The following is a 20,770-nucleotide window of genomic DNA, read 5'->3' on the forward strand; positions in this document are numbered from 1 at the left end:
GGATCCTGGAAAGGGCGGCAATCTACCACCTGCGTGCGCCGCTCGCACGGGTGGTGCACAATCGGAAGGGGCGCAGCGCGTGATCGCGCTGCGCCCCCGACGCCGGCCCGCCGAAAGCAATGTCGTTCGGCCCGTTTCATTCGCCGCGAATCAGCGGCGCGACTGGGCCAGGTCCGAGGCGGCGGGCTGGCACCACGGCCAGGGAGGGGTCGTCCGCGCCCGGGCAGCGGAGGCACTCGACCTGAGCACGCCGCCATCCGTGCGCAGGCCCAGCGCGCGCGTCAGCCGCGTGGCCTTGCCACCCGCCCTATCCAGCACGATCGTACGCGAGGCCGACGAGAGCGCGCAGACGGCCTGGCGCTGCTCGGGGGTCAGCACCTGCCGCACGGCTTCGGCGGCACGGCGGTTGTTCTCCGCGATGGCCGAAAGCGTGGGCTTGGCGCCGGGACGCAGCGCCAGCGCGAACGCCGGGGGACGGTTCCCCCTCGCGACCCCCACGCGCCGGTGCAGCTTTTCGTTCATCACGTCCCACTCGCGGGCGATGGAATCCAGCGCCGCCACCTGCGCGGCCGTGAGCGACAGGCGCTCGCGCTCGCTCAGCAGCGCCAGCACGGGCGGCACGTCCGCGCGCGCTCGCTCGGCGCGAGACGCAGGCGCGGGGGCGGGCGCCACCGCGGGAGCGGACGGCGCGCAGGCCGCGGCGGAGGCAGCGAGCAGAATCATCGACAGCACACGCGATTTCACGGGCTCCTCCTTTGGTTGAAGGGTTCGGTCGTTCGGGGCCGGGGCTCCCCCCGGCCCGCCGCGCGCGACTGCATCCGGCGGACCAGCAGTGTCGGCCAATTCGGCAGACTCCGCGGCACGGTTCTGTCGTGATGGTCCATCCGCGTCACCATCTACCTCCTCGCTCGTTACACCGATGTCACGAATCCACTCCCGCGTTCTGCTGCTCGCCTTGGCCCTGGCGGGGGTGCCCGCCTCGTCAGCGGCCCAGACCGTCACCGGCACCGTCGTCGACCGGTGGACCAGCGCGGCCATCCCCGGTGCTGTCGTGGCGCTGCTGGACACGGCCGGCGGGCGCCACGACGCCACGGTCAGCGACGCACAGGGGCGGTACACGGTCCGCGCATCGGCCCCGGGCGCCTTCCAGGTGCGTGCGGAGCGGGTGGGATACTCCACCGCGTTGTCGCCCGTGCTCGCACTGGGCGCGGGAGAGCAGGCGACGCAGCCGCTTTCCATCGTGCCGTCGGTGGTCACGCTGGACGAAGTCGTGGCGCGCGGCGCACGCCGCCGGTGCACGGTGCGCCCTGCAAACGGCGTTCAGGCCGCCATCGTGTGGGAGGAAGCGCGCAAGGCGCTGGACGCCGCCGAAGTCGCGGCACGGCGGCAGACCTACCAGTTCCGCCTGCGCCGGTTCCGCCGCGTTCTCAGCGACTCCCGGCTCCCCATGCAGGACACGTCGTCAGCCGTGGCGACGGGTTTCAGCGACCAGGCATTCCGCTCGCCTCCCCAGGACCGGCTGGTGGCGCACGGCTACGTGGAGTCGGTAGGCGACACCCTGGCGTTCCACGCGCCCGACGCTCCGACCCTGCTTTCGGACGCGTTCCTGGACCATCACTGCTTCAGCTTTCGCGAGGGCCGTCGAGAGAACGCGGGCCTGGTGGGGCTGGACTTCGCCCCCCTGCGCAGCCGCCGCCTCCCCGAAATACGTGGTACGCTGTGGCTCGATGGAAAGACGGGGAACCTGCGGTTCGTGGACTACACGTACGTCAACCTGCCGTACGATCGCACGGGGGCGCCACTGGGCGGGCGCATCGAGTTCGCCCAGGTGGCCGGCGGCGGGTGGATCGTGAACCGCTGGACGATGCGCATGCCCGGGACGGTGATCCGGCACCGGGGCCTGAACCCGGTGGTGATCGGCATGGTGGAAACGGGCGGCGAGGTGGTGGACGTCCGCACGGCCGCCGGTGAACCGGTCAGCATCCAGCCGTAGCAGGCTCGATTGCAGCGATGCTTGCAGCGGCGGCCGGGGCGGATGATCTTCCGCTCCGGCCGCCGTTCGTCGTTTCCACCCATCCCCGTCCGGACATGATGCTGTGCGCGCTCCGCCTCGCCATCCCGCTGCTCGCGGCCGTCCTCACCACTACCGACGCGGCGGGGCAGTCCCCCGCCCCGCGACCCCGGGCGCGCGACGCGGGCGTGGCCATCGGCATCCTGCCGCCGGGCCCGCTGAACGCCATCACCGACGTGGCCGGCGTGCGCGTGGGCCAGGTGACGGTGGTGGAAGGCGACTTCGTCCGCACCGGCGTCACCGCCATCCTGCCGCACGGGGGCAACGCGTTCCGCGAGCGAGTGCCGGCCGCCATCCACGTGGGCAACGGCTTCGGCAAGCTGCTGGGCGTTACCCAGGTACGCGAGCTGGGGGAGATGGAAACGCCCATCCTGCTGACCTGCACCCTGTGCGTGTGGAACGCGGCGGATGCAATGGCCGGCTGGATGCTGCGGCAGCCGGGGATGGCGGAGGTGCGGTCCATCAACCCCGTCGTGGGCGAAACGAACGACGGGCTGCTGAACGACATCCGCAGCCGCCCCGTCCGTGCGGAGCACGTGGTACGCGCGCTGGAGACGGCCTCGGACGGCCCGGTGCGCGAGGGGGCGGTGGGCGCGGGGACCGGAACGGTGGCGTTCGGGTGGAAGGGCGGAATCGGCACCAGCTCGCGCGCGCTGCCGTCCACCCTGGGCGGATACACGGTGGGGGTGCTGGTGCAGAGCAACTTCGGGGGCGTGCTGTCGATCAACGGTGCGCCGGTGGGGCGCGAACTGGGGCGGTACGCCTTTCAGCGCGAGCTGGGCGCAGCCGCGCGAGGGCCGCAGGACCGCGGCGATGGAAGCATCATGATCGTGGTGGCGACGGACGCACCGCTGAGCGCGCGCAGCCTGGAGCGGCTGGCGTCGCGTGCCATCGTGGGGCTGGGGCGGACGGGCGCGTCTATGACCAACGGCTCGGGCGACTACGTGATCGCGTTCTCCACCGCGGCCGAGGTGCGCCGGCAGTTCGGGGCCCGCACGCCGGCGCCGATGGCAGACCTGCCGAACGACGCGATGTCGCCGCTCTTCCAGGCCGTCGCCGAGGCCACGGAAGAGGCCATCATCAACTCCCTCTTTGCCGCGGAGACGACGACGGGGAGCGGCGCCACTGTGGATGCGCTGCCGCTCGACCGGGTGATGGAGATCCTGCGGCGGTACAATGCGGTGGGGTGGGACCGGAGGTGGGGCACTGAGCGTGAGTGCGTGAGTGCGGGAGGAGTGCGAAAGTGCGAAAGTGCGGGAGTGCGAAAGGGGGTCCGGTGAGTCCCGACTGAGGCCGGCGCATGCCGCGGCGGGCCCCTCCCCCGGCCCCTCCCCGCATGCTGCGCATGCGGAGAGGGGAGAATTCGATCGCGCTTCGACGGGTGCGGCGTGCACGGCGGCGCGGGCGCGCCACACTGGCGAGGAATTCACGAAAGCCGCCAGTCCACGAAGGTGGACTTCGTGGGTTTGTTGCAGCGAATTCATTCGCCCGCGCAGCGAGACTTGCGGACCCGTATCCATCCGTTTCAATATCCCCACCGACTGCTGCTACACTCCCTCCCGACCCACTCCATTCCCGCACCAGCCGCCCGATGGACGCAAAGGACGCCTCCGAGCTGATCAGCGAAATCCGCGAAGACCGCGCGGAAGCCGAGCACGACGAGAAGTTCCGCTCCCGCGCCGCGCTCGTCATCGCCTTCATGGCCATGCTGCTGGCCATCGGCAGCCTGGGCGGCGGCAACGTTGCGGAAGACATGGTCCACAACAACATCAAGGCGAGCGACACCTGGGCCTTCTTCCAGGCCAAGAACGTCCGCCAGACGCAGTACAAGCTCGCGGTCGACCAGCTCACCGCCCGCCTGGCCGACCCGTCCCTGGGCACCGCCGAGCGGAGCGCGCTGGAATCGCAGGTGACGCAGTACAAGGAAACCATCGCGCGCTACGACGACGAGCCCGACCCGGCGGCGCCGCGGGACACGCTTCGCGGCGAGGGCAAGAAGCAGCTTTCCGCGCAGGCCCGCAGCTACGAGCGGCTGCGCGAGCGGGCGAGCGCGCAGGATGCCAACTTCGACTTCTCCGAGGTGGCCTTCCAGCTGTCGCTGGTGCTGGGCTCGGTGGCCATCCTGGCCGTCTCGCGCCCCGTGCTGGGCATCGCCATCGGGCTGGGCGTGCTGGGCACCATCCTGATGATCAACGGCTTCGTGCTCCTCTTCCCGCTGCCGCTGTGACCGCGGGCCAACTCCGGCACTCTCGCTCTTTCACGCCTGCGCGTATATCATTCGGTTCCTGCACGACCCCTCTCCTCGCAATTCAGACCCGGAGAAGCGCATGCGCACAATTCTCGTAAGCTTTGCCCTGCTGGCGGCCGTGCCCGCCTGCGCCCAGCACCAGCACGGCGGACAGCAGCCCGCCCAACCCGCCCAGCCTGCGCAGCCCGCGACCGGCAGCGCGCAGGGGCACGGTGCCGGCCACGCCCATGGAGCCGGGCACGCCCACGGCGCCGGGCACTCGCACGCCATGCCGCAGGGCTGGACGGTGCGCCTGGACCGCGCCAACGCCGACGCGGCGCAGGTGATGTTCATGGAGATGGACGGCGGGCTGCACGCGGAGCTCGGGCCGGCCGGCATCTTCTACAACCCGGCGAACTCGCCCAGCGGCGCGTACCGCATGGCGGCCAGCTTCACGCAGAACAAGCTGTCGGCCCATCCCGAGGGATACGGGCTGATGATCGGCGGGCGCAACCTGACGGCCGACAACCTGGACTACGCCTACTTCCTGGTGCGCCAGGACGGCAAGTTCACCATCAAGCACCGCGCCGGCACCGAGGTGCACACCCTGACCGACTGGACGGAGCACGCCGCCGTCGCCCGCCCCGACGCGCAGGGGCGCGCCACCAACGCGCTGGCGGTCGAGACGGGCAGCTTCGGAACGCGGTTCCTGGTCAACGGCCAGGTGGTCGGCACCCTTGGCCCTCAGCTGAACACCGCCGGCGTCGCCGGCCTGCGCCTGAACCACAACATCGACGTGATGGTGCGCGGCTTCGGCGTGACGCCCGCCCAGTAAGCGCTTCCACCACGATGACGATCGGCCGCCCGGCACTCCGCCGGGCGGCCGATTCGTTTTTCGATCGAACGCGCTGCCGTCTACCGCGTTGGCGGCGCGATCCGGGGTGCCACCAGGATGCCGAGCGGAACGCGCCGCCAGCCGGGGTACCGCAGCGCCCGCCCCCGCGCCGGCCGAACCAGCAGCTGGGCGCTGATGCCGCCATCCAGCAGCACCGCGCGGCGGCATCCCAGCGCGCCCATCAATCCCGCCATCTCGGGGACGGTAAATCCCAGCGGCGCGGTGGACAGGGCGCCGCCCAGGCCGTCGAAGCGCGTCAGCGCCACCAGCACCCGCCCGTCGCGCAGCTCGCCGATCGCAAGCCGTCCATCCCGGTGTCCAAGGTCGATGTCCCGCGCGCCGGGACGAAGCGCGGAGGGCACCTGGCCCTCGTTCACCAGGAGCGCGGGATACGACTGGATGGCCCACGCCACCCCGCCCGCGCGCCGCGCCGCGCCGATGCTGTCGGCGCCGACGAAGCGGATTCGCCCCGCCGCGTCGGCCATCACGGCCATGGAAAGCGGGCCGGTTCCGGGGGCGCGCACCTCACGGCCGTCGCGCACCGTCCATCCCCACGGCGTTCCGCCACTGAACTGTCCGGCGTTGAAGGCGACCACCGCGCCGGACCCGGCGCTGTCCACGGTCCACGCGCCCGCCATCCCGTCCGCCACCCGCGCCTCGTCCAGCGCCAGCCGGTGAAGGCGCGGGTCGATGCGAACCAGCACCACGCGCACCCGCCACGCTTCGCCGCCGCCCGCCACGCGGATCTCCCCCGTTTCCACCCCGGGCCGCACGGCGCGCCAGCGGACCTCGCGGGTGACGGTGGGGAGCGGCCCGGCCCAGCGCACCGGGGCCGCGTCGCCGCGCCAGAAGCCCCGCCATCCCGCGCCGGTGCCGATGGAGAGGCCCTGGGCCCCCGCGGGCGCGGCGGCGGCCACCATGGCCACCGAAGCGCCCGCCATCAGGCTACGATTGAAGCTGTTCCGCATACCGGCGCAGCTCGTCCCCGCGGCGTTCCAGCACCTCGCGTTCGGCGGTGGTGAAGCTGCCCTGCCCTCCGCCGGAGAGCACCCAGGGGGCGATGCGCTCGCGCAGCACGGCGAGCTGGCGGATGGTGAAGCTGCCCGCGTCGGCGGCGATGCCCGCGATATGGTCCGAGTTGTCCAGGCGGCGCAGCGTTTCGTACGCCTGCGCGGGCCGCTCGCCGCACTGCGACGGGCCGCCGCGCTGCACGGTCATCACCGAGTCCATCAGCCGGTAGTAGGTAACGGTGTCGCCGCGCATCATGGCCTGCGACAGGCGCATGGCGAGCTCGGGGCCGGCGTTGGCTGCCAGGTCGGCGCCCCGGGCGTCGCGTGCTTCGTTCTCGCGCTGCTGGCAGCGCTCGTAGCGTTCCACCTGGGCCCGCAGCTCGCCGGCCCGGGAGCGCTCGCCGGCTACGCGGGTGCGCTCGGCGGCCTCGGCGTTGAGCGAGGCGATGAAGCGCTCCAGCACGGGCGCGGTCACTTCCAGGGTGTGCTCGTCGAACGTGGGCGCCCGGGGGGCCGGCGCGGGGGTGGCGGCCGGCGTGGCGGCCTGGGTGGCGGCACCGGCCGCCGCGGAGCCCACCACGCGGCCCGCTCCGCGGCGGATCATGCCGCCGAGCTGCGCCTGGGCGGGCACGTCGGCCAGCGCGGCGATGGCGGCCAGGGTCAATGCGGCGGCGCGAAGATATGAACGCATGGCTGATTCGCCTCGTGTCGTGACGTGGATGGTTCTCCCGGCCGTTCGCCGGACACGCCCAAGTTGCGGTGGATGGCGAAACGGCGCGTGGGTCGGTTGCCCTATTCGGGCTCATCAAGGTCGCCTACGTCGCATCGCATCCCATCTCGCCAGGGACCCGTGCCGCGGCGTGCACCGAAGCGAATCCACCCGCCACGATGCAACGGCGGGTGAAGCCGCGGCTGGCACAGCGGAAAGCCCCGACACGGGCAGCTCGCGCGGCCCGTTCGGGGCTTCACCTGCACGCGCATCGCACCTGCCGAAGGGCGATCGAATTCTCCCCTCTCCCGCTTGCGGGAGAGGGGCCGGGGGAGAGGGCTGCCGAGGCATGCGCCGGCCTACGTTGCATCGCACCCGACCTCGCCAGGGACCCGTGCCGCGGCATGCACCAAAGCCGATCCACCCGCCACGATCCAACGGGCGGGTGAACCCGCGGCTGGAACAGCGGAAAGCCCCGACACGGGCCGCTCGCGCGTCCCGTTCGGGGCTTCACCTGCACCCGCATCGCACCTGCCGAAGCGCGGTCGAATTCTCCCCTCTCCGCACAGCAGTTCCGTGCGGGGACGGGCCGGGGGAGGGGCCACCCGAGGCATGCACCATCGAATCCCCCCCGCGCGCCACCCTCCCCGGCGATACCCAGCCTTAGCGGGGCAGAAGCACCCGGTCCACCACGTGGATCACGCCGTTGGACTGCATGACGTTGGCGATGGTGACGGTCGCCGCGTTTCCGCCCGCGTCGCGGACGACCACGTTGCTTCCGCTCATCGACGCCGTCAGCGTTCCGCCGGCGGCGGTGTTCAGGGTGGCTCGGCCGCCGCCCGCCTGGATCATCCGCATCAGGTCGGCGGCGGTGTGGCGGCCCGGAACCACGTGGTAGGTCAGCACGCCGGTGAGCGCGGCCTTGTTCTCCGGGCGCAGCAGGGTGGCCACCGTGCCCGCCGGCAGGGCGTCGAACGCGGCGTTCACCGGCGCGAACACGGTGAAGGGGCCCGCGGACGCGAGCGTTTCCACCAGCCCGGCCGCCTTCACCGCCGCCACGAGCGTGGTGTGATCGGCGGAGTTCACCGCGTTCTCCACGATGTTGCGCGCCGGCAGCATCGCCGCGCCGCCCACCATCACCGACGCCTGGCTCCCGGTCGCGCCCGCCTGCGCATTCATCCCCATCTCGCCCGTACCACCCGAGGCACACCCCTGGAGAGCCGCCGCCGCGAGCACCACTGCAATCGTCTTGTTCATGTTCGTACCCCTTGTCACTAGTCGCTGGATGACTGCTTGTGACACAGGGTACGGGCGGGGTTCGCCAGCCGGATTCATCCGCGACCCGGCGCGGTGTCTCCGAAGTACAATCCGCCCTTGTAGATCCGGCGGTTTGTGCCTACTTTTCTCCCCTGGCGCCACGTCCGCGCCCGCCTCCCCAGTCGGTCCGCGTTTCCCAGCGTTCTCCCCGCGAACGATGCAGGTCACCTCGTCCGCCGCGCCCAAGGGCGCCGCGCCGCCGCTCGACGCCGTTCTGCTCGGCCTTGCCCGCGCGCCCGTCACCCGCTTCGCCGACACCGCCCGCGACGCGCTCGCCGCGGCCACCCGCGCCGTCGGCGCCCGCGAGGCCGCGCTGTGGATGCTCTCGCCCGATGGCCAGGCGCTCGTCTGCCACGGCCGTGCGCCCTCCGCGGGAGATGAATCCGCGATCGGTGGGTCGGTGGATGCCGCCGCCGTGTGGCCGGGCCCCGGCGCACTGGCCGCCACACGCTGGACGGTGGCCGTGCTCCCCGGCGCGGAAGGCGGCGAGCTGGCGCTGGACGCGGGGGTGTGGAGCCAGGGCACACTGGCCGGCTTCGTCCGCCTGCGCCGCGACGGGGCGCGGTCGTGGACGGAAGCGGAGGGCGCCTTCGCCGCCGCCCTCGCCGATCGGCTGGCGGCCGCATGGGAGTGCGAGGCGCGGGCAAGAGCCGAGGACGACCTGGACTGCCGCAACCGGCACGTGGACGACCTCGAGGCCATCGCCCAGCTGGGAAGCTGGGACCAGGACCTGGCGACGGACGAGATCGTCTGGTCCGCCCAGCAGTGCCGCCTCCACGGGCTGGACCCCGCGGACGGCCCGAGGACCCTGGACGGGTTCATGAGCTTCGTCCACCCGGACGACCGCCAGCGCCTCGCCGACGCCTGCGCGCAGGTCATCCGGGAGGGGACCCCGCTCGGCATCCGCTACCGCATCGTCCGGCCCGACGGCGCGACGCGCTGGCTCCATGCCCTCGGCAGGATGGTGCCCGGGGCGGACGGGTCGCCCGCGCGGCTCGTCGGCACGTCGATGGACGTCACGGAGCGCGTGGAGGCCGAGGAGGCCATCCGCGCATCGGAGGCGCGCTTCCGCGACCTCTTTGAGCAGTATCCCGACCTGGTGCAGACGCTGACGCCCGATGGCGCCACGCTGCAGGTGAACGCCGCCTACACCCGGCTGTGGGGCTACGGCACCGAAGACCTGCGCGGCACCAGCCCGCTGGACGCACCGCAGCTCGCGTCGGTGCGCCCGCTGCTGGAGCGTGGGCTGGCGGGCGAGCGCGTCAGCATCCCCCCCGTGCTGTTCGACGGCGCCGGACGCGGCCCCCGTGCCTCCGCCGACGTGCAGTGGCCGCGGTGGATCCGCGCCTCGATGTACCCGGTGCGCGGCCCCGGCGGCGAGCTGCGCGAGGTGGTGCTCGTGCAGGAAGACGTCACCGAAGAGCAGCAGGCGCTGCAGGCGCTGCGCGTCTCGGAAGAGAACTACCGCGCCATCTTCGAGAACTCCAACGACGCCATCCTGGTGACCGATCCCGACACCGGACAGCTGGTGGACGCCAACGCCAGGGCGTGCGAGCTGTGCGGGACCACGATCGAGGCGCTCCGGGCCGACGCGGCATCCATCATCTGGAACGGCCCGCCGCCGTACACCCCCGAGCGGGCGATGGAGCAGGCCAAGCTCGCCATCCAGGGGGTGCCGCAGCGCTTCGAATGGCTGAGCATCCACCCGGTCACGGGCGACGAGATCTGGGGCGAGGTGAGCCTGCAGCGCATGGACGTGCGCGGCAAGCCGCACGTCGTCGCCCTGGTGCGCGACATCCGCGACCGCAAGGTGGCCGAGCGCGCGCTGCGGGAGTCGGAGGAAAGCTATCGCACCATCTTCGAGCACTCGTCCGACGCCATCTTCGTCCACGAGCTGGACAGCGGCGAGTTCATCGAAGTCAACCGCGCCGCGTGCGAGCTGTACGGCTACGCCGAGGACGAGATCCGCGCGCTGGGGGTGGAGGGGATCTCCTGGGGCGAGCACCCCTTCACCATCGACGTGGCGCGCGGCTACATCGAGCGCGCCATCGCCGGGGAGCCGCAGCGCTTCGAATGGCTGGGCCGCCACAAGGACGACGGCGAGGTGTGGGCCGAGGTGCAGCTGCGCCGCGTGGCCATCGGCGGGATGGACCGGCTGCTGGCCACCTCGCGCGACATCCGCGACCGCCGCGCCGCCGAAGCGCAGCTCCGCCGCGCCAACGAAGAGCTGGAGCAGGGCATCGCCGAGCGCACGGGGGAGCTGGCGCAGGCCAACGAGGCGCTCGAAGAGGAGGTAGCCGAGCACGAGGCCGCCCGCGAGGCGCTGATGGAGCGCACGCACGAGCTGGAGGGGATCTTCCGCGCCCTCCCCGACCTCTTCTTCCGCCTGGGCGCCGACGGCACCATCCTGGACTACCGCGCCGGCGCGCGCTCGGGGCTGGCCGTGCCCCCCGAGGCGTTCCTGTGGAAGCGCCTCCGCGACGTGCTCCCCGTGGTCGCCGACCAGGCCGAGGCGGCCATGGCCGAGGCGCAGGCCACGGGCGAGATCGCGCAGTTCGAGTACCAGCTCCCGGTCGACTCCGGAATGGGCGACTACGAGGCGCGGGTCGTACCGCTGGAGGACGGCACCTTCGTCACCGTGGTCCGCGACGTCACCGGGCGCAAGTCGGCCGAGCGCAAGCTGCGGCGGCGCGAGATGCAGTTCCGCCGGCTGATCGAGAACGCCAGCGACATGGTGCAGCTGATCCACCCGGACGGCCGCATCGCGTACACCGGGCCGAGCGTGCAGCACCTGCTGGGGTACGATCCCGAGGAGCTGGCCGGTACCGACCCCCTCTCGTACCTGCACCCCGACGACCGCGAGCCGACGGCCGGGCGCCTGGGCGAAATGCTGGCCAACCCTGGCGTGGTGTACTCCATCCAGTACCGCGTGCGCCACAAGGACGGCGGCTACCGCACCTTCGAGGCGCACGCCAGTACCGACGCATCCAGCGGGCAGGTGGTTGTGAACGCCCGCGACATCACCGACCGGCTGGCGGCCGAGCGGGCGCTGCGCGAGCAGGAGGCCCAGTTTCGCCGGATGGTGGCCAACACCTACGACATCATCACCATCCTGGGGCCCGACGGGCAGGTGGCGTACGAAAGCGACGCCATGCCGCGCCTGCTGGGGTGGACCCCCGAAGAGCGCGTGGGGCGCAGCGCGTGGGAAAACATCCACCCGGAAGACATCGACCGGGTGCGCGACACCTTCCGCCGCATCCTGGCCCAGCCCGGCACCGCGCATACGGTAGAGTACCGCTACCGTGCCAAGGACGGCGTCTGGCACTTCCTGGAATCGGTCGCCCGCACCCTGGCGGAGGACACGGCCGCGGATGGCGTCGTCGTCAACTCACGCGACATCACCGACCGCAACGCCGCCGAGCGCGCGCTTCGCGAGAGCGAGGAGCACTTCCGCGCGCTGATCGAAAACTCGTCGGACGTGGCCACCATCAACGACGCGGTCACCGGCGCCGTGCTGTACGCCAGCCCCGCCGCCGAGCGGATGCTGGGCTACACGCCGGACGAGATGCTGGGCAGCGTGGCCGCCGACTACGTGCATCCCGACGACCGCCCCGCCGTCGCCGAGGAGATGCAGATGCTGCTGCTGGAGCCCGAGAACCCCCGCACCATGCGCTACCGCTTCCGGCGCAAGGACGGGCGGTGGATGGTGCTGGAGGCGACGACGCGGATGATGCCGGGGTCGCACGAGCCGCGCATCGTGGCCAACGCGCGCGACGTGACGGACCGCGTGGCCGCCGAAGAGGCGGTGCGGAAGAGCGAGGAGCACTTCCGCGCGCTGACGGAAAACGCGTCGGACCTGATCACGGTGCTGGACCAGACGGGCGTGTACCTGTACCAGAGCCCGTCCATCATGCGGGTGCTGGGCTACACGCCGGCGGAGCTGCTGGGCGAAACGCCCTTCCCGTACATGCACCCCCACGACGTGGAAGAGGCGCGCACGGCCCTCACGCAGATGGTGGTGAACCCGGGAACCAGCCACACGGTGCAGTTCCGCTTCCGCCACGCCGACGGGCAGTGGAAGGTGCTGGAAAGCATCGGCCGCACGCTGCTCCCCGACTCGGCGGACGAGGGGATCGTCGTCATCTCGCGCGACGTCACCGAGCGGCGGCGGACGGAGGAGGCTCTGCGGGCGGCCACGGACGCGGCCGAGCGCGCCAACCGCGCCAAGAGCGAGTTCCTGTCGCGGATGAGCCACGAGCTGCGCACGCCCATGAACAGCATCCTGGGCTTCGCGCAGCTGCTGGCGCGCGCCAGCCTGGCCCAGGGCGAGCAGAAGTCGGTGCAGCACATTCTCAAGGCGGGGCGGCACCTGCTGAACCTGATCAACGAGGTGCTGGAGATCGCCCGCATCGAGGCCGGCCGCCACAACCTGTCGCTGGAGCCGGTGCGCGTGGCCCCGCTGCTGGACGAGGCGCTGGGGCTGGTGCGGCCGATGGCGGCGCAGTGGGGCGTCACCCTGCGCCCCGCCGTCTGCCCCCCCGACGCCTTCGTCCGGGCGGATCGGCAGCGGCTCGCGCAGGTGATGCTGAACCTGCTGAGCAACGCCATCAAGTACAATCGTCCCGGCGGCTTCGTGCAGATCACCTGCACGCCGTCCGACGACGGGTACACGCTGCGTGTGCAGGACACCGGCAAGGGGATCCCGGAGGAAAAGGCCGACCAGCTCTTCACCCCGTTCGCCCGCCTCGGTGCCGAGGCGTCGGGCGTCGAGGGCACGGGGCTGGGGCTGGCCCTTTCGCAGCGGCTGACCGAGGCGATGGGCGGCGCGCTGACGCTGGAAAGCACCGGCGCGGAAGGCAGCATGTTCCGCGCGGACCTGGCGGGCGCGGCCGACCCGGTGGAGGCCCTGGAGGATGCCGGCGCGGCCCTGGCCCGCACGGCGGAGAGCGGCGCGCGCGAGGCCACGCTTCTGTACGTGGAAGACAACCTGGCCAACCTGAGCCTGGTGGAAACCATCCTGCTCAGCCGCCCGGGCTGGCGGGTGCTGCCGGCGCTGCAGGGCGGCATCGGGGTGGAGCTGGCGCGCGAGCACCGGCCGGACCTTGTGCTGCTGGACCTTCACCTTCCCGACATCCAGGGCGACGAGGTGCTCCGCCGCCTGCGCGCCGACGCGCGGACGGCCGGCATTCCCGTCGTCGTCGTCAGCGCCGACGCCACGCGCGCCAGCAACGACCGCCTGCGCGCGCTGGGCGCCGACGCCTACCTGAGCAAGCCCATCGACGTCGACGAGTTCCTGGAAACCGTCGAGCGGTTCCTTTCCGAGCGAGGTGACGCGTGAACGCGCCAGACCTTTCGTGCAGCACGCTGCTGCTGGTGGACGACGAAGAAGCCAACCTCGACCTGCTGGAAGGCATCCTGGCCGGGTCCGGATTGGGCAACCTGCTGCGGACGCAGAACCCGTTTCAGGCGGTGGAGCTGGCCCGCCAGCATCGGCCGGACCTGGTGCTGCTGGACCTGCACATGCCGGGGATGACGGGCTTCGACGTGCTGCGTGCGTTGCGCGAGATGGACGAGCCGGGCGACTACCGCCCCGTCCTGGTGCTGACGGCCGACGTGACCCCCGAGGCGCGCGACACGGCGCTGGGCGAGGGTGCGCGCGACTTCCTGACCAAGCCGTTCGACATCGTCGAGGTGCTGCTGCGCGTGCGCAACCTGCTGGAAACGCGGCAGCTGTACCTGCAGGCCCGCCGCGCCACCGAGGCGCGCGAGCGAATCCTGGGCGTGGTCGCGCACGACCTGCGCAACCCGCTGGCGTCCATCACCATGCAGTCCGAGATGGTGCTGCAGACGCTTTCTCCCCGGTCGTCCCCGTACGTGCGCGACGCGCTGGGCAACATCCAGCAGACCTCCGGGCAGATGTACCGCCTGGTGCAGGACCTGCTCGACGTCGCGCAGCTGGAGGGAGCCGGCGGCAAGACATCCGTCGATCTCGCCGAGGTGGACGTGCACGAGCTGCTCTGCACCGCGCGGGGGATGCTCCAGCCCATCGCCGCCGGGCGCAAGCTGACGCTGCACGTGGACGCCCCCGCCGGCCTGCGCGCCCTGGCCGACGGCGCGCGGGTGGTGCAGGTGCTCAGCAACCTGGTGGGCAACGCCATCAAGTTCACGCCAACGGGCGGACGGATCACGTTGAGCGCGACCGCGGACGATGCGTGCGTCCGCATCTCCGTCGCCGACACGGGGCACGGCATTCCGCAGGAGCACCTGCCCCACGTCTTCGGCGCGTTCTGGCAGGGCGACACGGCCGACCGGCGCGGCGCGGGGCTGGGGCTTTCCATCGCCAGCGCGCTGGTGGCCGCGCACGGCGGGCGGATGTGGGTGGAGAGCGAGGTGGGCCAGGGGACGACGGTGCACTTCACCGTTCCCGCGGCGGACGCGCTGGTCGCCGTGTCCGCCGGGCGTGGCGGGCAGATGGTGGAAGTGCTCACCTCCGCCTGAGGCGTTCGATGGAGACGATCATGGGCGTGGTGGCGGCGGGGTGGTGCCTGGCGGCGGTGGTCGTGTCGTACCGCAACATCCGCGGACTGCTGGACCAGCGCCGGGCCAGGCGCGACATGGCGGCGCACGATCCGTACGGCGAGGAGGATCGCGGCGGGGGCTGAGGGGCGGGTTCGACGGGCTGCTTTGCATGCTGCGGCAGCCCCCTCTCCCGGCCTCTCCCCCGCAAACTGCGCGGGAGAGAGGAGAACGTCGATCGGGGTTCGACGGGCTGCCTCGCATGCCGCGGGAGCCCCCTCCCCCCGGCCCCCTTCCCCCGCTGCGCAGGGGAGGGGGAGACCTGAATCGCGGTTTGGCTGGCCCCGCGCACTCGACTGCGCATGCAGTCCGCGCAGGCGGACTTCGTGCCGTTCCAGCCGCGGTTTCAACCGCCCGGACGGGGCCGCGTGCGTGCACTCGATCCGACGACACACCCATGCCTGAAGTGTACCCCCTCTCCCACGCTGTTTGTGGGAGAGGGTGGACGAGCCTAGGCGAGGACGGGTGAGGGCCCCACGGCAGCCGAGGCCTCGGCCGCCGTGACCGCTGCCGCGCCCGGGCTAAGAGGCATCCGCAGCCAGATTCCTCGGCGCGCGGAGAGTGAGGCACGGGCTGGTGCGGTGCGCCTGCGCCTCAGGATGACAGGGGTTTGCGTGGGCTGCGGTCGGCGCGACGTGCCATCGTAGGTCACCCGACCCATGCCTGTCGCTGATCCGTACCCGTACCTTCCCATCCGATTCGACCGCGCGTGCATCAGGCCCGCGCATCCAATCAACCGTACTGATCCTGGAACGAATGTCCCGCATCCTGCTCGTCGAGGACAGCCCCGACCTGGCCGAGGGGCTGCAGCGAAACCTGGAGATGGACGGCTACGAGGTGTCGCTGGCCATGAAGGGCGCCCACGCCCTAGCCCTGGCCACCAGCGACAAGCCCGACCTGATCGTCCTGGACCTGGGCCTTCCCGACCGCGACGGCTACAGCGTGCTCGAGGAGTTGCGCACCCGCGGCGCCACCTGCCCCGTCCTCATCCTTTCCGCCCGCAGCCTGGAAGCCGACAAGCTGCAGGGCTTTCGCCTGGGCGCCGACGACTACGTCACCAAGCCGTTCAGCGTGATGGAGCTTCTGGCGCGCATCTCGGCCCTGCTGCGCCGCGCGCGCGCCGCCGCCGCCCCGGCACCCCCGCCCGGAGCCGCCGAAGCGCCCAAGCCCGCCCCGCTCGCCGACGAGGCCCTGCGTGAGCGCTTTGGCCTGACGGCGCGGCAGATCGCCGTCACCCGTCTGCTGGGCGAGGGCTACAGCAACGCAGAGATCGCCAAGCAGCTTTCGGTGAGCTACTTCACCGCGCGAAACCACGTAGAGCAGGTGCTGTCGAAGCTCGGCGTGTCCACGCGTGCGGCGGTCGGCTCCATCCTGTACGGGCAGGGCTGACGGTGGACCGGGGGCGGATGCGGCTGGCGCGGCGGCGGTCCCTGGCGGGCGGGCGCCTGGCCTCCGGCGCCCTGGGCACGGCCTCGGCGCTGACCGCCGTCGCCGCGCTGGCGCTGGTGATGAGCGGCGGTTCGCTCCCCGGCTGGGTACCTCCGTTCACGCTGGGGGCTGCGGCGCTCGGTCTGGGAGCGGGCGCCTGGCTTCAGCGCCGCGCCGAGCGCGAGGAGCGCCGCGTCCGCCGCGCCGTCGCCGATGGGCTGGCCCACTCGGTCCGCACTCCGCTGGCCCAGGTGCAGATGCAGGCCGAGATGCTTCTCGCCGGCCGCACGCCCTCGCCTGAGGAGCAGGAGCGCGCGTTGATGAACATCGACGGCGCCGCCCGCCGCCTGTCGCGCGCGGTGGAGAACGCCGTCGCCTTCGCCAGTCTGTCCAATCCCGGCCTGCTCCTCGTCCCCGCGACGGTCGATCTCGGCGCGCTGATCGAGGATGCCGCCGCCGACGCCACCGGCGCCTTCCGCGCACGCGGCATTGTGCTCGACGCCGACCCGCCCGCCGGCCTCATGATCGACGCCGACCCGCAGGCGCTGCGGCTGGCGCTGGACAACCTGCTCGACAACGCGCTCCAGCACGGATCGGCCGGGCAGCGCGTGGTGCTGGCGGTTACCGTGGATCGTAGCGCACGCGCCGTCATCAGCATCACGGACGAGGGTGACGGCGTGTCCAAGCGCGACCGGCTGCGCATCTGGCAGCCGTTCGCCCGCCTTTCCGCGCCGGGCCAGCCGGAGCGGAACGGGGGCTTGGGCCTGGCGATCGTCCGCGCGGTGGCGGAAGGGCACGGCGGCGACGCGTGGGTAGAAGCCGCCCCCTGCGGCGGCGCCCGGTTCTGCATCAGCCTCCCCGCGAGCTCCACACCCGCTACTTCCCTGCCCCTCGCAGCGGCCCTGTAGGTTCGGTTCAACGCAAGGTCGGGAGCCTCGGCTCCGGCCTCTCCCCGGCGGTTGAAACCGCAGCAACGACGGCCCAAAGTCCGCCTTCGCGGACTGCATCCGCCAGTCGGTTGCACCTGGCCAGTGGACGCGCATCCCGCTATACCCGCCAAACCACATGGCGCGCCCACACACGCGCCGTGCGCGCCAAACCCTGTCATCCTGAGCCCCAAGCGCACCGCACTCGCCCGCACTCCAAACGACGCGGGGCGAAGGATCTAACCTGAGGCACGTACAAACCAGGGCGCGGCAGCGGTCACGAAGCCGTGGGCCTCGGAGCGGGCACTGGAATGCGCACCACCCAGGACTCGCCGCGGCGGGTGTAACCGCATCTGGAACGTCACGAAGTCCGCCAGCGCGGGCTGCAGGGGCCAGTCGCGTGCGAACCCCTCAGGCGGTGCCTTGCCCGGATTCGTTACACCACGTGCGCGTCGAACAACTCGGCGAGCGCGGCCGCGGGGTCGCGGCAGAGGCCGCCGTGCACGGCGCCGCACTGCAGCACATCCGATCGCGGCGCGGTGAGCCAGTGGAAGCGCTCCGATGGCGGAAGGAGCGCCACGGGCCCGCCCGCCGAATCCCCGTTGCAGATGGCGGAAAGGGTGTGCAGGTAGCGCGAGAGGAGTTCCACGTCCACGTCCCCCACACGTTCCGCCAGCTCCGACGCATCCGTCACCACGCGGATGCCCAGGAACCCCGCCGTGCGCGCGTGAAGAAGCACGCCCACCGGCACGCAGGTGCCCAGGTGCGGGTGCGGAACCGCGCGCAGCACCGCGAAGCTGTACGCGATCCAGGGAGTCTGCTCGCTCATCGGCGGCTCTGGACACGGCGGGGGGGCTCGCGCCTGAGCGTCTCGCGTGCCTCGATGGCCTGCGCCACGAACGCGCGCGGTGCCTGGATGCGCGTGCACAGGTAGTCGGCGTAGCGGGCGCGCGCCGCGTCTGGGTCCGCGAACTCCGACGCGATGGCGGGATCCTGCAGGAGCGCATCCGGCAGGCACGCAACGGCGTCGCGGATCACGCGGTCCTCCAGCGCCGACGCGATCTCCGCGTCCGCCGCCTCCAGGTCGCCGCTGATGGCGAGAAGTACGTGGTCCTTGATCAGCGGAAACGCCGTGCGGGTGCGCGCCGCGTCCACGCCGGGCCAGTTGTGCTGCGCGTAGAGCGCGGCCCCGTGGTCGATCAGCCAGGGCTTGCGTTTCCAGATCAGCAGGTTGGGATTGCGCGCGGTACGGTCGGGATTGGTGGTGAACGCGTCCAGCCACACGATGCGCGCCGCCAGCTCCGGGCTGATGAACTCCCCCGCGGCGGCCGCCTGGAAGTTGAACGCGCCGTCCAGGTAGCGCAGGCCCATGTTGATCCCCACGCTGGCCTTGAGCAGGTCCTGGATCTCGGGATCGGGCTCGCTGCGGCCGAAGTCCGGCAGCACCTCGATCAGCGCGAGCTCGGGAACGGGCAGGTTTACCGCGCGGGCGATCAGCCCCACCAGCAGCTCGGCCACGAGCGCCTTGGCGCCCTGCCCCGCGCCCCGGAACTTGGCGACGAACAGCCCGCCGCTATCCGTGTCGACCACGGCGGGAAGGGTGCCCCCCTCGCGCAGCGGCTGCACGTAGCAGGTGGCGGTGTACACCGGAAGCTCGGGCATGGCGTCGGACATGTGGAGGCGAACGAGCGGGGGCGCCGGGGCCAAACTACGTGCATCCGCCGCACGCGCCAGCCCGTGTCGCCAGCCGTGTCACGGTTTCACGGATCGCGCGTTGTCTCCGCGGCAGAAACCCACCGCATCCCTGTCGATAGGAGGCCCGCAATGACGCTCCGTCGTTCCTTCAGCACCATCGCGATCACCCTCATGCTCACCGCCGCCGGATGTGCCGCGGACCCGGGCGTCGGCCCTACGCTCTCCGGCGACGAGAACCCGTTGGCGGTCACCTTCGTCGCGCAGGTGAATCAGACCACGTCGATGGAGGCGCTGTACCACGGCGTGGTCAGCCGCGACGCCAACGGATGCCTGCGGGCCGAGGGCTCCTCACGGACGGTGATCTGGCCCGAGGGGTGGAAGCTGGAGGCCCGCGGCGAATCCCTGTTCGTAAAGGACGCCACCGGCAGCGAGGTGGGGCGCATCGGCGGGCAGTTCCGGCTGGGCGGGGGCGAGATTCCAAGCGTGGAGTTCGCCTCGCTCTCCGCGTCCGATGCCCAACTACTGCAGACCCGCTGCCCCGGCAGCTACTGGCTGGCGGGGAGCCGCGCGGACCGCTGACGCGGGCGCCCGTCACGTCCTGAGCACACGACACGCATATCGAGAGGCCAAAGCCCCGTCCAGCGAACGCTGGGCGGGGCTTCTTCGCGTCGGCAGCGGCAGGATTCACTCTTTCAGGATATGACCCACCACCGGCCCACCGGCCTGCGCGCGGTACTCCTGCGGTGTGATCCCGGCGAACGAACGGAAGTCGCGACAGAAGTGGGCCTGGTCGTAGTACCCCGCCGATAGCGCAACCTCGGCCAGAGTCCGTTGGGGCGATGCCATCCGGTGCAGCGAATCGATGAAGCGCGACAGCCGCACGTACTCCGCCGGGCCCACGCCCACGTGCTGGTCCATCAGCCGCCGAAGGTGCCGCGGCGAAACGGCCATCGCCCTGGCGGTCGCTCGCACGGCATCGTCGGCGCGCGAGCGGCGGAGCAGCGCGCAGGCGTGCCGCACCAGGTCGGCGCCGCGGACGAGACGCAGCCGCCCCGTCAGCCACCGCATGAGGAACGCGCACTGGTCGCCGAACGATTCGATGTCGTACAACTGCTCGCTGATGGTGGCCAGCCCCGCGCTCGGCGACAGGCCGTGCACCTCCAGGTTGAGGATTTCCCCTGGCGACAGCGGCAGCAGCCCCGCGCACGCGTCGGCCCGCAGGCTGATGCCCACCAGGTCCATGGCGGCTTGCGGATGGACGCTGTACGGCCGCGTCTTCAGTCCCCCGATCCAGGCGGAGCCTTGTGTGGCGATGTAGGGCTCGGCCTGCAGCCCCACGCCGTGGACGGGCTCACCCAGGTTGAAGAGCAGGTCTACGTTGCCCTTCGGCAGGATGGTCTCGTGCCGATACGGGGTTTGGGCACGACAGCGGAAGATGGAGAGCACCGACCCTTCCAGGGGATGCCCCGCGGGCGGCTGGTAAACGTCGATTTGGATGGGCTGCATGGGCACCGGGAGGGGGCGGCGCAAAAGCGGGGACGCTCGCCGCGCGATTGGCGCGGCGAGGGGGGATCAACCTACACGATGGCGCGCGAAGCTCAACCCTCCGCGGCGCGCTCCCGGCGGAGGTGCGCGTCGAAGACGAAGGGGCCGAACGGGAGTACCGAAGCCGCCAGCGCCGCCACGAGCCGCCGCAGCGGCCAGCGCAGTTCCACGCTCGCCTGGAACACGGCCGCGACGTACAACATGAACAGGATGCCGTGCAGCATCCCCACGACACGCACCATCTGCGGCATTCCAGCCAGGTACTTCAGCGGCATCGCGACGCCGAGCAGCAGCAGAAACGAAGCGCCTTCCATCATCCCGACGATGCGAAGGCGGTCCAGCGAAGTCTTGAGCACAGCGTACATCCTGAA

Annotated in this window: 18 protein-coding genes; 10 read left to right on the top strand and 8 right to left on the bottom strand. The window is 71.7% G+C overall.

From position 1 onward, the window contains the following. Window positions 1-150 precede the first annotated feature (150 nt). Entirely contained in the window at window positions 151-744 is a 594-nt protein-coding gene (locus tag VGB24_RS00640) for a hypothetical protein (protein WP_331071022.1), read from the bottom strand. Window positions 745-919: 175 nt separating this feature from the next. On the opposite strand from VGB24_RS00640, the gene VGB24_RS00645 reads away from it, so the two are divergent. From VGB24_RS00645 to VGB24_RS00660, 4 genes are all read left to right on the top strand, one after another. After that, window positions 920-1,993, top strand: a complete 1,074-nt coding sequence (locus tag VGB24_RS00645) for a carboxypeptidase-like regulatory domain-containing protein (RefSeq protein ID WP_331071023.1) — start codon at window positions 920-922, stop codon at window positions 1,991-1,993. Between the two features lie 98 nt (window positions 1,994-2,091). After that, the gene (locus tag VGB24_RS00650; protein WP_414676691.1) at window positions 2,092-3,351 is read left to right on the top strand and encodes a P1 family peptidase; all 1,260 of its coding nucleotides are present in this window, start codon (window positions 2,092-2,094) and stop codon (window positions 3,349-3,351) included. A gap of 311 nt (window positions 3,352-3,662) precedes the next feature. After that, on the top strand, window positions 3,663-4,298 hold the full coding sequence (locus VGB24_RS00655) for a DUF4337 domain-containing protein (protein ID WP_331071025.1): 636 nt from the start codon (window positions 3,663-3,665) through the stop codon (window positions 4,296-4,298). Between the two features lie 100 nt (window positions 4,299-4,398). Then, window positions 4,399-5,133 (top strand): hypothetical protein, encoded by a 735-nt coding sequence (locus VGB24_RS00660; protein WP_331071026.1) that lies wholly within the window; start codon window positions 4,399-4,401, stop codon window positions 5,131-5,133. An 80-nt stretch (window positions 5,134-5,213) separates the two neighbouring features. Here the strand turns inward: VGB24_RS00660 and VGB24_RS00665 are convergent, their stop codons facing one another. The 3 genes from VGB24_RS00665 to VGB24_RS00675 form a co-directional block, all read right to left on the bottom strand. Further along, window positions 5,214-6,134, bottom strand: coding sequence for a phosphodiester glycosidase family protein (locus VGB24_RS00665; RefSeq protein ID WP_331071027.1), 921 nt, complete (start codon window positions 6,132-6,134; stop codon window positions 5,214-5,216). Between the two features lie 4 nt (window positions 6,135-6,138). Then, window positions 6,139-6,894 (bottom strand): hypothetical protein, encoded by a 756-nt coding sequence (locus VGB24_RS00670; RefSeq protein ID WP_331071028.1) that lies wholly within the window; start codon window positions 6,892-6,894, stop codon window positions 6,139-6,141. Between the two features lie 681 nt (window positions 6,895-7,575). Continuing rightward, complete coding sequence (locus tag VGB24_RS00675) at window positions 7,576-8,169, bottom strand: fasciclin domain-containing protein (RefSeq protein ID WP_331071029.1); 594 nt, start codon at window positions 8,167-8,169, stop codon at window positions 7,576-7,578. 217 nt (window positions 8,170-8,386) lie between these two features. Between VGB24_RS00675 and VGB24_RS00680 the strand changes: the two genes are divergently transcribed. The 5 genes from VGB24_RS00680 (at window position 8,387) to VGB24_RS00700 (ending at window position 17,141) form a co-directional block, all read left to right on the top strand. Further along, window positions 8,387-13,567: a PAS domain S-box protein gene (locus tag VGB24_RS00680; RefSeq protein WP_331071030.1), complete on the top strand. Its 5,181-nt coding sequence runs from the start codon at window positions 8,387-8,389 to the stop codon at window positions 13,565-13,567. Continuing rightward, window positions 13,564-14,727: a sensor histidine kinase gene (locus VGB24_RS00685; protein WP_331071031.1), complete on the top strand. Its 1,164-nt coding sequence runs from the start codon at window positions 13,564-13,566 to the stop codon at window positions 14,725-14,727. The genes VGB24_RS00680 and VGB24_RS00685 overlap by 4 nt, the downstream gene beginning before the upstream one ends. A gap of 8 nt (window positions 14,728-14,735) precedes the next feature. Next, window positions 14,736-14,891 (top strand): hypothetical protein, encoded by a 156-nt coding sequence (locus VGB24_RS00690; protein WP_331071032.1) that lies wholly within the window; start codon window positions 14,736-14,738, stop codon window positions 14,889-14,891. 670 nt (window positions 14,892-15,561) lie between these two features. Further along, entirely contained in the window at window positions 15,562-16,194 is a 633-nt protein-coding gene (locus VGB24_RS00695; protein ID WP_331071033.1) for a response regulator, read from the top strand. A 2-nt stretch (window positions 16,195-16,196) separates the two neighbouring features. Continuing rightward, the gene (locus VGB24_RS00700; RefSeq protein WP_331071034.1) at window positions 16,197-17,141 is read left to right on the top strand and encodes a HAMP domain-containing sensor histidine kinase; all 945 of its coding nucleotides are present in this window, start codon (window positions 16,197-16,199) and stop codon (window positions 17,139-17,141) included. Window positions 17,142-17,595: 454 nt separating this feature from the next. On the opposite strand, the gene VGB24_RS00705 is transcribed toward VGB24_RS00700, so the two are convergent. Together VGB24_RS00705 and VGB24_RS00710 are read right to left on the bottom strand one after the other, a co-directional pair. Beyond that, the gene (locus VGB24_RS00705) at window positions 17,596-17,988 is read right to left on the bottom strand and encodes a DUF3037 domain-containing protein (RefSeq protein WP_331071035.1); all 393 of its coding nucleotides are present in this window, start codon (window positions 17,986-17,988) and stop codon (window positions 17,596-17,598) included. Continuing rightward, window positions 17,985-18,833, bottom strand: a complete 849-nt coding sequence (locus VGB24_RS00710) for a HipA family kinase (RefSeq protein ID WP_331071036.1) — start codon at window positions 18,831-18,833, stop codon at window positions 17,985-17,987. Before VGB24_RS00710 ends, VGB24_RS00705 begins: the two co-directional genes overlap by 4 nt. A 150-nt stretch (window positions 18,834-18,983) precedes the next feature. On the opposite strand from VGB24_RS00710, the gene VGB24_RS00715 reads away from it, so the two are divergent. Continuing rightward, window positions 18,984-19,433 (top strand): hypothetical protein, encoded by a 450-nt coding sequence (locus VGB24_RS00715; protein ID WP_331071037.1) that lies wholly within the window; start codon window positions 18,984-18,986, stop codon window positions 19,431-19,433. 105 nt (window positions 19,434-19,538) lie between these two features. On the opposite strand, the gene VGB24_RS00720 is transcribed toward VGB24_RS00715, so the two are convergent. Both VGB24_RS00720 and VGB24_RS00725 read right to left on the bottom strand, forming a co-directional pair. Then, a complete protein-coding gene (locus tag VGB24_RS00720) occupies window positions 19,539-20,360 on the bottom strand; it encodes a helix-turn-helix domain-containing protein (protein WP_331071038.1) in 822 nt (273 codons plus the stop codon). 92 nt (window positions 20,361-20,452) lie between these two features. Next, window positions 20,453-20,755, bottom strand: coding sequence for a DUF3817 domain-containing protein (locus VGB24_RS00725; protein ID WP_331071039.1), 303 nt, complete (start codon window positions 20,753-20,755; stop codon window positions 20,453-20,455). Between the last annotated feature and the right edge of the window lie 15 nt (window positions 20,756-20,770).

The organism is Longimicrobium sp., assembly GCF_036399935.1.
Classification (GTDB): Bacteria; Gemmatimonadota; Gemmatimonadetes; order Longimicrobiales; family Longimicrobiaceae; genus Longimicrobium.

What these genes read in the sequence shown, in the direction of transcription:
- VGB24_RS00690 (WP_331071032.1), top strand. Translation starts at nt 14,736, where the DNA reads ATGGAGACGATCATGGGCGTGGTGGCGGCGGGGTGGTGCCTGGCGGCG.
- VGB24_RS00715 (WP_331071037.1), top strand. Translation starts at nt 18,984, where the DNA reads ATGACGCTCCGTCGTTCCTTCAGCACCATCGCGATCACCCTCATGCTC.
- VGB24_RS00710 (WP_331071036.1), bottom strand. Translation starts at nt 18,833, where the DNA reads ATGTCCGACGCCATGCCCGAGCTTCCGGTGTACACCGCCACCTGCTAC.
- VGB24_RS00705 (WP_331071035.1), bottom strand. Translation starts at nt 17,988, where the DNA reads ATGAGCGAGCAGACTCCCTGGATCGCGTACAGCTTCGCGGTGCTGCGC.
- VGB24_RS00675 (WP_331071029.1), bottom strand. Translation starts at nt 8,169, where the DNA reads ATGAACAAGACGATTGCAGTGGTGCTCGCGGCGGCGGCTCTCCAGGGG.
- VGB24_RS00695 (WP_331071033.1), top strand. Translation starts at nt 15,562, where the DNA reads ATGTCCCGCATCCTGCTCGTCGAGGACAGCCCCGACCTGGCCGAGGGG.
- VGB24_RS00660 (WP_331071026.1), top strand. Translation starts at nt 4,399, where the DNA reads ATGCGCACAATTCTCGTAAGCTTTGCCCTGCTGGCGGCCGTGCCCGCC.
- VGB24_RS00680 (WP_331071030.1), top strand. Translation starts at nt 8,387, where the DNA reads ATGCAGGTCACCTCGTCCGCCGCGCCCAAGGGCGCCGCGCCGCCGCTC.
- VGB24_RS00650 (WP_414676691.1), top strand. Translation starts at nt 2,092, where the DNA reads ATGCTGTGCGCGCTCCGCCTCGCCATCCCGCTGCTCGCGGCCGTCCTC.
- VGB24_RS00670 (WP_331071028.1), bottom strand. Translation starts at nt 6,894, where the DNA reads ATGCGTTCATATCTTCGCGCCGCCGCATTGACCCTGGCCGCCATCGCC.
- VGB24_RS00655 (WP_331071025.1), top strand. Translation starts at nt 3,663, where the DNA reads ATGGACGCAAAGGACGCCTCCGAGCTGATCAGCGAAATCCGCGAAGAC.
- VGB24_RS00665 (WP_331071027.1), bottom strand. Translation starts at nt 6,134, where the DNA reads ATGGCGGGCGCTTCGGTGGCCATGGTGGCCGCCGCCGCGCCCGCGGGG.
- VGB24_RS00645 (WP_331071023.1), top strand. Translation starts at nt 920, where the DNA reads ATGTCACGAATCCACTCCCGCGTTCTGCTGCTCGCCTTGGCCCTGGCG.
- VGB24_RS00720 (WP_331071038.1), bottom strand. Translation starts at nt 20,360, where the DNA reads ATGCAGCCCATCCAAATCGACGTTTACCAGCCGCCCGCGGGGCATCCC.